The following is a 12,041-nucleotide window of genomic DNA, read 5'->3' on the forward strand; positions in this document are numbered from 1 at the left end:
CCAACCGCTAGACTAAACCTAGGCCAGCCCGCCAGGCGCTTTCTCCACGGCTAAGTTACTCCTTGCCAACCGAACTTGCCAATAGGGCTATGACTTCTACCCGCCCTAGATCCCGCCAGAGCCGTCAGAGTCGGACTTCCCTATTGAGCGATCTGCTGGAGGCTTTGCCCCATCTGCGCCCGCAACTTTATTTCAAGTCTTCTCTGGTTGCCCTTAGCCACGCCATCGAGGATCAGGTGTTGCAAGGTCAGGGATCCCCGTGGGTGTTCGCCAATTTTCAAAAGGAGCGCTACTACCGCCAGGAGGCGCGGCGCTACCGTCGCATCGGCGCGGTTGCCCAAGATGTGTTTGTGTTGGCTGCTCCCGATGGGGCTCAGGCCGACCTGCCCCCTGACTTTATCCCCCTGGATCCGGAGGATCCGCTGGCGCAGGAGTGGCATTTGATCGTTATCGACGCCCACTATGCCACCTGCTTGGTGTGTCGGGAGCGGCCCTGGCAGGGCAGCGACATGGATGCGGCCCGCCAATTCGATGGCATCTGGTCATTTGATCGCTCCGTCACTGCCCAGGCGGCTTTGGCTCTGTTGCCGAAGATCCTTGGCTACCGTCCGGATCTGGCCCCTCGCCTGGAGCCGGTTCGCCAGTACCTCGAAGGAGCTCCCCAGGATGCTGACAGCCAACTGAACCCCGGCCCTTTTACGGAGCGGCTGATCACCTATCTCCAGGTAGGGCAATACAAGCTGCAGCGGGCCTATCGCACCATTCAAGCTCAAGAGCGCAAAGAACACTTGATCAACCGCATCAGCAGCGCCATTCGCCAGTCTTTGCATCCCGGCGATATCCTGACCATTGCCGTTCAGGAATTGGGTCAGGCAGCGAAGGTGGGGCGCTGTTTGATCTACCGCTACGACGGTCAGGTTCCTGCTGTCCAGATCGATCACGAGTATCACACCCTGACGATGGGCAGCCTCAAGAGATCCCTCTGGCCCGTGCCAAGCAACCCTTTTTTGCAGGAGGCGATGGCCTCGGCCCAACTGGTGTGTTGCGAGGACACCCAAAAGGATCCGCGCTTGCAGCAAGTGCCGGAGCTGTGGCAGGCGGCGCAAATTCGCGCTTGGGTGGCCATGCCGATTCTCTATCAGGGGCGGTTGCTGGGCCTATTGGAGCTGCACCACCAACACCCCCGCCGCTGGCAGCTGGCCACCCTGGAGCTGGCGGAAGCCATTGCCAACCAGGTAGGAGTAGCCCTCCTGCAGGCAGAAGCCTATCAGCACCTGGAAGAGCTGAATCGCCAGTTGCAGGCTCTGGATCGGGCCAAGTCGGAGCTGATTGCCGTGATCGGGCACGAGCTGCGCACTCCTTTGTCCACCATTCAAGTGTGTCTGGAGTCTTTGGCCGGCGACCCCGACATGCCCTTGGAGAGGCGCCAGGAGATGTTGAATGCGGCCCTGCAGGATGCCGGTCGGCTGCGGGAGCTGGTGCAGGATTTTCTCACCCTCTCCAAGCTGGAAAGTGGTCGCGTTCGCTGGCATATTGAGCCGCTGTCTGCCCAAGAATGCGTGGAGCTGGCCCTGAGCAACGTGAAAGCGCGACGACGGCACGAGGAGTTACCCACCATCGAGCAGGCGCTGCCCAAACGGCTGCCGATGGTCAGGGCAGATGGCGAGTGGCTGGTGGAAGTGTTGCGCAAGCTGTTGGACAATGCCTGCAAGTTTACTCCTCCCAGCGGGCGGATCTGGATCCGGGCAGAGGTGGAGCCACCAGCCGGCGAACCTGGAGAAGCGATGGTGAGATTTACTGTGGCCGACAGCGGGCGAGGCATTGAGCCGGAGCGGTTGCAAGCCATCTTCGAGCGGTTTTACCAGGCAGAGGGATCCCTGCGCCGTTCCGTGGGCGGGACGGGTTTGGGGCTGGCCATCTGCCGGCTGATCGTTGAGGCGATGGGGGGGCGCATCTGGGCGGAATCGCCGGGGATCAACCAGGGCAGTGCCTTCCACTTCACCCTGCCGATAGCAAACCCACGAACCCAGACTCAGCCCTCGATGGCCGCCTGAAAAGTGGGGGGCTGCCAGGCTGCTGCGATGAGCTGGGATCCCAGCCGGCAAATGCAAACCGCGAATGTCCAACAAATCAGGTTGCCGCATAGCTCCCCTCTCCCAAAGGGAGAGGGGCTGGGGGTGAGGGACGTCCCTTTGGGAGAGGGGCTGGGGGTGAGGGATGGCACGCCCTATTGGGAGTATAAACTCAGGCAGCGCTCCCGAATGGCCTGGAGATTGAAGGCCAAGTCTCGGCAGATGCGCCGTTCCACCAGGCCGACCGGCATGCGGCGCGGCGGCTTCACCTGCAGGTGGTAGGTGAGCAAAGTTTGCTGGTTTAGCCACTCGGCCAGCTCCCAAAACCCCTCGAAAAGGAGAAAGTCCCCCTCTATTTCTTGGAAGCGAAGCTGGTGGGGAAAGATTTCCTCAATGGCCAGCACCACTGCCGCCGAAAAGCGGGCAAAGAGAACCTTTTGGGATCCCACCTGGCGTACCAGCTTGCGGCCGTTCTCGCTGCCGAGGAAGCGGCTTTCCACCAAGTTGGGCACAAACTCCGCCAGATGGTCGTAATCGGTTAAAACCTGCCAAACCCGCTGCCGCTCCACCGGGATCAAGACGCAACCTCGCACTTGGCGGCGGCGATCCCCCAAGTCCTCCACCTCCACTTGGATGTCTTCGGGAACTGGGATCCCGTCTTGCGGGGCAGGGTCTGGGAGGCTTTGGGGATCCTGTGCGGAGTCGGAAGGCATGGCCAGCAATCGAAGCGCGTCAGGGTTGCAGAACAAAGGGGAAGGGCCGGCAGCCCCAACCCAAGCCCAGTCCATTGTACGAGGAATTGTATAGGGGACAACGCGCTAGGGGAAAAAGGCCCGGAACCAGGCGACGATCACCTGCCACACCTGCTCCAAAAAGGCGAAGGGATCCCGCAGCTCCTGCAACACCTGCCGCGGGCCAATTCTAAAGACCACGTACAGCACGGCCAGGAGGACCACGATCCCCACCGCCGTCCAGATGGCCTCCCGAACCACCCGCACCCAGAAAACCAGCACAAAAATGGCGATGGCCACCGCGGCCACCAGCGGCAGGGTCTCCAGTACCATCGCGTCCTCCCTTTGGCTTGGGTTTTGGCCTCTGACCTTAATCTACCCAGTCGAGCCCTGTTGTAGATGCGCCGGGGATCCCATCCCGTAAAATGGGATCACCCCGATGAGCCTTCTTTGCTTGGCTAGACCTATGGACATCATCACCTTTGGCTGGGTTGCCGTTGCGGCTTTCTTCGCCCTTTCCATTGCCTTCGTGGTTTGGGGCCGTAACGGCATGTAGCCCCAAGCATCCCCCTTGTCCTTCGCTACCTCTGGCTCTATGGAAACCGACTTGCCCTGGGTGGCCCGCCTTGCGTATGGGAGCATCTTTTTGCTCTTGACGGCTGTAACGGTGGGCGTTGGCTACATCACCTTTATCGACTGGCGGGATCGGCGGCGGCGCAACGAGGCAGAACGGCAGGCTCGCCGCTCCAAGCGTCGCTAGCTCCTGGGGTTCTGGGAGAGGGGCCAAGAAGTTTCTCATCTCAATCGGGCTTACCGCCAACAACCCTCAGAGTAGGAGAGGCTACCGGGGGCAAGGGATCCTCAGGCTGGAGGCAAGAGAGCTCTTGCAGGAGGCTCTGGTTGGCTTCCCAGAGAGCTTGCAGGTTGTAGCCAGCGTAGGTGGGCAGAAAGTCGGCCAGCTTGCGGTTGGCCTCCCCCAGCAGGATCATGCAGCCGCGGCGGTTGCCGTTTTGCAGGTGGTAGTAGGCCACGGCGGTTTGCAACAGCCCCTGGTAGAAGCGCCGCTCCGGATCCACCGCTTCCATCCACAGGGCCTCCAGGGTGTCGTGGCAGGCGTAGAATTCCCCCCGGTTGAATTGCTCAACCGCCCGTTGCAGCGCTTCCAAATCGCAATCGCCCATCACGCGGTGCAAGAGGTCTGCCCAGGCAGGGATCCTTGCGGCAACACCAGGGTAAAGCACGTCTTGCCCTGGCCGCTTTCTATAGAGACGCAGCCCCCCAGCCGCTGCATCCACTGCTTAACCAAAGCCAGCCCCAGGCCGGTGCCGCCCCGCTTCCAGGGATCCCCGCTGGGGATGCGGTAGAACTTCTCGAAGATGCGCTCCCACTCGCTGCGGGGAATCTCCACCCCCTCGTTGACCACCCGAATTTGCACTTGTTCAGGGCTGAGGCGGCGCGCCGTCACCGTGATGCGGTGCTGAGGCGGGGTGTACTTGCAGGCGTTGTTGACCAGCTCCTGTACCACCCGCGTCAAGGCGGCCTGATCCGTCACCACCTTGCCCACCTTCGGGTCAATCTGCCACTGCAACTGTTGCTGATTGGCCTCGGCCCGCTGCACAAAGGGCTGCAGCACAGTGGGCAGCCAGGCGGCCAGGGACACTTCTTCAAGATGAAGGGGTTTGGATCCCTGCTCCAACCGCTGCAGATCCAGCAGATCGTTGATCAATTCCGCCTCGCGCTCGCACTCCTGCTCTAGGATTTGCAGATATTGCTCCCGTTTTTGGGGGGTGCGGGCCATTTTCAGCAGTTGGATGGCCATTTTCATGTTGGTGATGGGGGTGCGCAGCTCGTGGGAGACGGTGCTTAAAAAATCATCTTTGAGGCGGTTGAGGCGCTCCAGCTCGCTGATTTGTTGCACCGAGGCCTGGTAGAGGCGAGCCTGGCGGATGGCGATGGCACAGTGATCCGCTACCTGCTGTACCACCTGCATCTCTAGGGTATCAAAGCACTCGGCTGCCGCCTTGGCCAACCACAGATCGCCCAACGCCCCCTGGTCATCCCGCAGCGGGCAAACCAAAAGCGTCAGCCCTTCCCGCCGTGGGATCCAGCTTTGCCCCGGCAGATGGCACAGTTGCGCCGCCTGCCCCCTTTGCAGTTGTCGGTAGAGATCTGGGTAGTCGGCCAGGGTTAGGGTGATCCCGCCGGCGGGCGGCAGGGCGGCGGTGTATTCATAGCGCACGGTGGCCTGGCCGGCTGCTCCCTCGTAGAGGCAGAGATCGCAGCCTTGGATGGGCAGCCCCAGCGCCAACTCCTGCACCACCGCCCGCAGGATCTGGGCTTCGTCTAGGCTGCTGCGCACCTGGTCGGTAACCCGCTGCAAGAGGGCATCCATGGCCAAAGAGCGCTGCAGGGCCGCCGTCCGCTCCTCTACCTCGTGCTCCAGACGGGCGTTGAGATCTTGCAACTGCCGGTAGAGCTGGTTTTGCGCAATCGACAGGGCCAGGTGCACCGCAGCGCGGCCGACCAGCTCCAGCTCCGCGGCCGACCAGGCCTTGGGCTCGTCAACTTTCAGCTCCCGCCAAGCGGCAAAGGAGATCAACGGCAGTTCTTGACGGGGATCCTCCCCACCTTCCCCTTGGGCGGGCTAGCGGTAGCCGGCCCAGTGGGTCTCTTGGCAGAGGGCGCCGCGAAAGACGCTCAGCCAGCCCACCAGCTGCTCGTTCCAAACCAGCGGCACCGCCAGCAGCCCGCGAATGGGCGTCTGCTGCAGCTGGGCCTGCAGTTCTGGCCACTTCTCCAACTGGGAAAGCGACCACGTCTTCACCCCGTTTCCTGCTGTCTTCGGCCTTCCCACCTGCTCCTGCAGCCAGGCGTCGTAGCCTGCCGGCGGCTGGATCCCATGGTGGCAGAGGGTGTCCAGGCCCAGGAACCGGATGCGCAGCCGCGCCCCGATCCCTTGGAGGCCGGCGGTAAGCTGCTCCAGCACAGTGGTCAAGGTGGTCTCGGGGTGGAGCGGCGAGTACACCAGCGCCGCAATTTGGTTAATCAAACGTTCCTGCTGCGCCTTTTGCCGCGCCTGCTCCAGCAATTCCGCCTGGGCAATGGCAATCGACACCTGATCCGCCACCAACTGCACCACCTGCAGCTCTTCGGCAGAGTAGGAGCGGGGCTCGGCGTGGTGGGAGACCAAGAGCCCCCACAACTGCTGGTGATGCAGGAGGGGTACCACCAGGGAGGAGGCCACCCCCATGCACTTGAGGTAGTGGGCATGGCAGGGATCCACCAGCCGCTGCGGCACCTCGCCCAGGGGCAAAGGCCGGGCCTGGGCAAAGTGGCCCAGCGACTCCGGCTGGCTGAGGAAGCGGGTCTGGGCCTCCACATCCACGATCACCCGCACCTGGGCCAGGCGAAACAGCTGCCGCGCCTCTTCTGGGATATCCCCCGCCGGAAACGATAGGCCCAAGAGGGAGGGCAACCGCTCGGCTTGTCGGGCTTCCGCCACCACCGTCCCATGGCCTTCCGGGTCGAAGCGGTATACCTTGACCCGATCCGTGCCCAAAAAGGCGCGCACCTCCTCCACCGTTGCCCTCAGGATCTGATCCAGCTCCAGGGATTGCCGGATCTGGTGGGTAATGCGGTTGATGAGGACATCCCGGCTGGCGCAGGCTGCAGGGGCTAAGGTTTCCATAGCTATAGGGGAGTGCAAAAGTATTGGAAGCTACACCTCCTCTTTCACGATAGCGCCCCCTGCCGGGAAGTTAGAGAGCCCCAAGTAAAAAGCTTAAAAAATGCCAAAAGTTCTCCACCCTTCTTCACAAGGGGGGCTGAGGCAGGCGGAAGAGGCGGGCGGCATTTTGGCTGGTCTGTCGGGCCAGGTCTTGCAAGGGGATCTGCAACAGCTCCGCCAGGGTTTGGGCCACCCGCTGCACATGGGCCGGCTCGTTGCGCTTGCCGCGGAAGGGGGTGGGGGCCAGGAAAGGGCAATCGGTTTCCACCAGAAGCTGGGACAGAGGCACCTCCTGGGCCGAGCGGCGCACCGTCTCAGCGTTCTTAAAGGTGACGATGCCGCTAAAGCTGATGAAGCAGCCCAGCTCCACAAACAGTCGCGTCTCCTCCGGGGATCCGCTCCAGCAGTGCATCACCGCCCGCAGCGGCCCCCTGGCAGCCATGGCCTCCCTCAAAATCTCGTAGGTGGCTGCTGCCGCCTCGCGGCAATGGACGATCAGGGCCAAATCCTGCTCCTGGGCAAGGGCAATGTGGGCGCGGAAGGATTCTGTTTGCCGCTCCACATCGGCCGGGTCGGACTTGTAGAAATCTAGGCCTGTCTCCCCAATGGCCACCACTCGGGGGTCGCCGGCGGCCAACTGGGCGATCTTTTCGGCCAGATCCGGCTGCCACTGGCGCGCCTCCAGAGGGTGCAGCCCCACCGACAAAAACACCTCCGGATACTGGTCGGCAATGGCCTGCAATTGGGGAAACTCCGCCGGCGTTACGCAGGAGTGCACCAGTTGCTGGATCCCGGCCTGGCGCCAGCGCTCGGCCACCTGCGGCAGATCTTCGGCAAAATCGGGATAGTTCAAGTGGACGTGGGTATCCACGAGGGGGGCAGCGGGCAAGACGGCGGTGCTCAAGGCTCAGCTCCCGAACCAAATGTTGCGGACTCTATCCAATTGTAAAAGCGGTTCCCGGCCTGCTTGGGGTGGGGGCTGCTGCGGGAGGAGCAGGATGATCCATGATGATTGAGGAAACCTTACGCTGGAGGTTTGCTATGGCCCGTACTCCCTCGACCATGTTGCCTCTGGGCACCCCTGCCCCTGACTTCAGCCTGCCCGATGTGGTGAGCGGCCAAACCATTTCCCTCTCCACCTTTGCCGACAAGCCGGCCCTGTTGGTGATGTTTATTTGCCAGCACTGCCCCTATGTGAAGCATGTGCAAGAGGAGCTGGCCCGCATTGGCAGAGATTATAAGGATCGCGGCGTCGGCATTGTAGCCATCAGCGCCAACGACGTGGAGAAATACCCCGACGACAGCCCCGAGAACCTGAAGAAGATGGCCGAGACCTTGGGCTTCACCTTCCCGTTTTGCTACGACGAAAGCCAAGAGGTGGCCAAGGCCTTCACGGCGGCCTGCACCCCCGACTTTTTCTTGTTCGACGCGGAGCGCAAGCTGGTGTACCGCGGCCAACTGGACGACAGCCGCCCCAGCCTGCCGGATGTGCCGGTGACGGGCAAAGATTTGCGGGCGGCGCTGGATAACCTGCTGGCGGGCAAGCCCATCGATCCCGACCAAAAGCCCAGCCTCGGCTGCAACATCAAGTGGAAACCCGGCAATGAGCCCGACTATTTCAAGCAAGCCTAAATTCGCCAGCAACCCTTGGGAAAGCCTGAGCCGACCGGCCAGCCAAGCCCGCCGGGCGCCTCTAGTAGGGGTGGGCTTGGGGGAATCTGCGGAAAAAGTAGCCAGGGCAGTTCCGGGTTCCTTTGTGCCAGCAGGCTGCAGGCCTTGAAGCTAGGGTTTTTGCCTGCGGCGGCGCCCAGGGTTTTCCCCTCTCCCAGGGGGCTGCGGCATCAGCCGCAAGTTCTGGGTAGCCCAGGGCGCAGAACTAACTCTGACAAACCGGAAAGGACTCCAAAGGCAAGCTGTAGCCGCGGGGAGAATCTCAACATCCTCGATGAATCCAGAGATAACCTCGGGTTAATCTTCCTGGGGTAGTTTAGCGATGGCTGACTCTTGCCAAAGGCAAAAATTGCAGGGGGCGAAGGTCGAAGTGGATTTTCACTGTCGCGATCTGGACGCGATCTGAAATCCGAAAATGCCTTTGCCTTTGGCAAGTTGGTAGCGGAGTCCAGGTCAAGCTCTCAAGCGAGGGAAAACGATGAAGCGTCCTCTACCTTTGTTGGCGGTACTCTGGAGCCTGGTTTTTGCCCAGCCCCTTGGGTGGGGATACCTGAACCCAGCCTGGGCCAAGCCGTCCGGCACCTTGCGTTTGTACACTTCCCAACCCGATGCAGATGCTCAGAAAACCGTGGCTGCGTTTCGGGAAGTTTATCCAGAGGTTTCGGTGGAGATCTTTCGCTCCGGCACCGAGGAGGTGATCAGCCGCTTTTTGCTGGAAGCCGAAAAGGGTAGTCCCCAGGCTGATGTGCTGCTGGTGGCCGATGCGCCTACTTTTGAGTTGCTGAAATCCCGCAATTTGCTGGAGCCCTACTGCAGCCCTGAAGCCAAGGCCATCGCCGCCACCTACTACGATCCAGACTGCCACTATTTCGGCACCAAGATCCTGGCCACGGTGATCGTTTACAACACGGCCAAAGCCCAGCCCGTGGATAGCTGGGCGGCCCTAGCCCAGGTTCCGGAAGGCCAACTGGTGATGCCCAGCCCCACCTATTCGGGTGCTGCCGCCTACAATTTGGGGGTGATCACACGCACCCCCGGCCTGGGCTGGGAGTGGTACGAAGCCCTGAAAAAGAACAAAACGGTGCTGGTGCAGGGCAATGGCGCTGTCGCCCGCAACGTCGCCAGTGGCGAACAGAGCTACGGCATGGTGGTGGACTTTCTTGCCATTCGCAGCCGCAACGAGGGATCCCCAGTGGAGGTGGTCTATCCCAAGGAGGGCGTGCCGGTGATTACCGAGCCGGTGGGAATTGTCAAAGGAACGTCTAACCTGGAAGCTGCCCAGGCTTTTGTGGACTTCTTGCTGTCTCAGAAGGGGCAGGAGGTCGCTGCTGAGATGGGCTACATGCCGCTGCGGCAGGGTGTGACGCCGCCAAAAGGGTTCCCCGCTTTGAGCGAGCTGAAGATCTTGAGCGCCCCGGCAGCAGAGTTGGCCCAAAGCCGCGAGGCCGACAAGGCCCGCTTTGCCAAGTTGTTTGAGGAATAGGTGGGATCCCTTGGGCGTCGGCAAAGGCGTGGTCTAACGTTTCTGGGGGAGGGTTTGAGTAAAGGGTTAAGGCACCCCATCATTCCCTGGCTGGTGGCTGTACCGGGCCTTTTGGTTTTGACCCATGCCTATCCCCTCTGGCGGCTGCTGCAGCGAGCTTTGAGCGGGGAAGGTGAGAACATCCGCTGGTTGCTGGAAACGCCCCGTGTCCATCTGGCGCTGGTTCACAGCCTTTGGGTGTCGGCGGTCTCAGCCACATTGGCGCTGGTCGGCGGCCTGGTGCTGGCGGTACTCACCACCCAGACAGATTTGCCGGGCCGCAGCATCCTGCGGGTGCTCTTTTTATCTCCCCTTGTGGTTCCGCCCCAGGTTTTGGCCTTGGCCTGGATCCAATGGGCCGGGCCGGTGGGCTATTTGCAGCAGGGGCTGCGCTGGATTTTGGGGGGTCAGGGATCCCTGTGGAGCCTCTACACGCCGGGGGGGATCATCCTGCTGCTGGCTCTTTTTGTGCTGCCAATTGCCTACCTGACGCTGGTGGCGGGCTTGAGCCGGCTCTCCAAGCAAGCTCAGGAGGCGGCCCAACTGGATGGGGCCAACCTGCTGCAGGTTTGGCTCTTCATCACGCTGCCCCTGTTGCGGCCCTCTGTGGCGGCAGCAGCGGCGCTGGCCTTCTTGGGGGCCTGGGGCAATTTCGGGATCCCGGCCTTGCTGGGGATCCCAGGACGCTACCTGACTTTGCCCACCCTGCTGTACCAAGAGGTGATCAACTTCGGCGGGGATGGGTTTGGGCGCAGCGCGGCGCTGGCGTTGCTCTTTGGCCTGCCGGCCCTCTTCTTTTTGGCCTGGTCACAGCAGCCTCAGGCGGGGCTGGATCCGGGCGAGGCCCCTCCGGATCCCTATCGCTTGGGCTGGCTGGGTTGGCTGCTCAGCGGGATCCTCTTTGCCGCAGCCTTGCTGGTCATCCTTGGGCCTTTGCTGGCCATGGCTGCAACTGCCCTGCTGCGGGCCTATGGCCTGCCCTTGGTCTGGTCTAACCTGACGCTGGAGCATTTCCGGCTGGTTCTGTTTGAGCTGGAGCGGGCCCGCCGCGCCACGCTGCACAGTTTGGGTTTGGCGGGAGGAGCAGCGCTGCTCTGCAGCGGGATGGCGACGATCTTGGGCTACGCCCTGACCCGGCTGAAAGCACGGCTGCTGGCGCTGCTCAGCTTCATTGTGGACTTGCCCTATGCCCTGCCGGGCCTGATTTTTGCGTTGTCCCTCATTTTGGTGTGGTTGCCCCCTCCCCTGCCGGGGCTGAGCCTCTACGGCACCCTGTGGCTGATCCTGATGGCCTACTTGGGGCGGTTCTTGGCCCTGGCGCTGCAACCGATGCAAGCTGCTTGGCGCAGCCTGGACACCAGCCTGGAGGAGGCGGCCAGCATCGACGGGGCCTCCCTGCTGCAAACTTTTCGCTACATCCTGCTGCCCCTGCTGGCACCGGCCTTGACAGCAGCGGTGTTGCTGGTGTTTTTGCAATCTTTTGCCGAGCTGACCCTCTCCGCCCTCTTGGTCACCTCCCGCTCAGAAACCTTTGGGTGGCTCATCTTTGGCTTGCAACAGGGGGGCTACACCCACCAGGCAGCAGCTCTGAGCACCCTGCTGGTACTCGTTCTCTTTGGCTTGGCTGCCGGGATCCAGGCGCTGCGGCGGCAGGTTGGGCAGCCTTAAGCAGGGGATCCCACCAGATCCTTCACGGATGGGGGTCGATGGTGGTGGTGCGACGGATGGGTTGCCCCTTCAGGATCCCCGGTTTATAACCTGCTCTTAATGTCGCTGCGCTAGTATCAGTCCTGCCCTTAGTGGATGCGACTGCATTTTATATTTTATGAATACCCGTCGGACTTTCCTGGCTGCTCTGGCCGGCCTGGCGGCTGCCGCTGGTGCTGCCTTCCTGGCTGCTGACAGCTTTGCCCAGTCTCCTGCCAACGTCAAAGTTTGGATTGCCTTTACCGATAACCGTCTCGATTGGGCCCGTCAAAAGGCGGCAGAGTTCAACAAGCAATTTCCTCAATACAATGTAACTGTTGAGGGCTACGGCAACTACGAAGAAATTCAACAGGCCACCGACCTCGCTATTCAACAAAAAGCCGCTCCGGCAGTGGTGCAGTGGTTTGAGGTGGGCACCCAACGGGCACGGGATTTCGGCTACTTCAAGTCTATCGCCGAGGCGCTGGGCAACCGCACCGAAGTGAACGGGATCCCGGTGAACTTCGAGGATTTTATCGAGCCGGTGGTGAGCTACTACACCCTGGATGGCAAGTTCACCTGATACATTTACGCTGAACACTGCTGAGCATTACTGCTCAGCGGTGAAGCGA

13 protein-coding genes are annotated in these 12,041 nt (G+C 61.6%); 7 read left to right on the forward strand and 6 right to left on the reverse strand.

The window, feature by feature from the left end; translation table 11 throughout:
- Positions 1-89 precede the first annotated feature (89 nt).
- Positions 90-2,054 (forward strand): DICT sensory domain-containing protein, encoded by a 1,965-nt coding sequence (locus NW846_RS02110; RefSeq protein WP_414346184.1) that lies wholly within the window; start codon positions 90-92, stop codon positions 2,052-2,054.
- 173 nt (positions 2,055-2,227) lie between these two features.
- On the opposite strand, the gene NW846_RS02115 is transcribed toward NW846_RS02110, so the two are convergent.
- Positions 2,228-2,785: an SRPBCC family protein gene (locus NW846_RS02115; RefSeq protein ID WP_041439263.1), complete on the reverse strand. Its 558-nt coding sequence runs from the start codon at positions 2,783-2,785 to the stop codon at positions 2,228-2,230.
- Between the two features lie 105 nt (positions 2,786-2,890).
- Positions 2,891-3,136, reverse strand: a complete 246-nt coding sequence (locus NW846_RS02120) for a hypothetical protein (protein WP_011431547.1) — start codon at positions 3,134-3,136, stop codon at positions 2,891-2,893.
- A gap of 106 nt (positions 3,137-3,242) precedes the next feature.
- Here NW846_RS02120 and NW846_RS02125 point away from each other — a divergent pair, with 106 nt between their 5' ends.
- Together NW846_RS02125 and NW846_RS02130 are read left to right on the forward strand one after the other, a co-directional pair.
- Positions 3,243-3,359, forward strand: coding sequence for a cytochrome b6-f complex subunit PetN (locus tag NW846_RS02125; protein WP_240527309.1), 117 nt, complete (start codon positions 3,243-3,245; stop codon positions 3,357-3,359).
- Positions 3,360-3,398: 39 nt separating this feature from the next.
- Positions 3,399-3,563, forward strand: a complete 165-nt coding sequence (locus NW846_RS02130) for a hypothetical protein (protein WP_168173624.1) — start codon at positions 3,399-3,401, stop codon at positions 3,561-3,563.
- Between the two features lie 40 nt (positions 3,564-3,603).
- Here NW846_RS02130 and NW846_RS02135 read toward each other — a convergent pair whose 3' ends face one another.
- The 4 genes from NW846_RS02135 to NW846_RS02150 all read right to left on the reverse strand — a co-directional run bounded on the left by NW846_RS02135 (position 3,604) and on the right by NW846_RS02150 (position 7,434).
- Positions 3,604-3,984: a DUF309 domain-containing protein gene (locus NW846_RS02135; protein ID WP_041438668.1), complete on the reverse strand. Its 381-nt coding sequence runs from the start codon at positions 3,982-3,984 to the stop codon at positions 3,604-3,606.
- Positions 3,984-5,402 carry an ATP-binding protein gene (locus tag NW846_RS02140; protein ID WP_414347751.1) on the reverse strand — a complete coding sequence of 473 codons (1,419 nt, stop codon included), beginning with the start codon at positions 5,400-5,402 and terminating at the stop codon, positions 3,984-3,986. Before NW846_RS02140 ends, NW846_RS02135 begins: the two co-directional genes overlap by 1 nt.
- Before the next feature lie 45 nt (positions 5,403-5,447).
- Positions 5,448-6,491: a GAF domain-containing protein gene (locus tag NW846_RS02145; protein WP_414347749.1), complete on the reverse strand. Its 1,044-nt coding sequence runs from the start codon at positions 6,489-6,491 to the stop codon at positions 5,448-5,450.
- Positions 6,492-6,615: 124 nt separating this feature from the next.
- A complete protein-coding gene (locus NW846_RS02150) occupies positions 6,616-7,434 on the reverse strand; it encodes a TatD family hydrolase (protein ID WP_228375368.1) in 819 nt (272 codons plus the stop codon).
- A gap of 137 nt (positions 7,435-7,571) precedes the next feature.
- On the opposite strand from NW846_RS02150, the gene NW846_RS02155 reads away from it, so the two are divergent.
- The 4 genes from NW846_RS02155 to NW846_RS02170 all read left to right on the forward strand — a co-directional run bounded on the left by NW846_RS02155 (position 7,572) and on the right by NW846_RS02170 (position 11,992).
- On the forward strand, positions 7,572-8,162 hold the full coding sequence (locus tag NW846_RS02155; protein WP_011431553.1) for a thioredoxin family protein: 591 nt from the start codon (positions 7,572-7,574) through the stop codon (positions 8,160-8,162).
- Positions 8,163-8,679: 517 nt separating this feature from the next.
- Positions 8,680-9,684, forward strand: a complete 1,005-nt coding sequence (locus NW846_RS02160; protein WP_414347744.1) for an ABC transporter substrate-binding protein — start codon at positions 8,680-8,682, stop codon at positions 9,682-9,684.
- 54 nt (positions 9,685-9,738) lie between these two features.
- Positions 9,739-11,391 carry an ABC transporter permease gene (locus tag NW846_RS02165; protein ID WP_240527786.1) on the forward strand — a complete coding sequence of 551 codons (1,653 nt, stop codon included), beginning with the start codon at positions 9,739-9,741 and terminating at the stop codon, positions 11,389-11,391.
- A gap of 157 nt (positions 11,392-11,548) precedes the next feature.
- Complete coding sequence (locus tag NW846_RS02170; RefSeq protein WP_414347740.1) at positions 11,549-11,992, forward strand: extracellular solute-binding protein; 444 nt, start codon at positions 11,549-11,551, stop codon at positions 11,990-11,992.
- Positions 11,993-12,041 lie beyond the last annotated feature (49 nt).

The organism is Synechococcus sp. W60.3 (assembly GCF_047502615.1).
Lineage (GTDB): Bacteria > Cyanobacteriota > Cyanobacteriia > Thermostichales > Thermostichaceae > Thermostichus.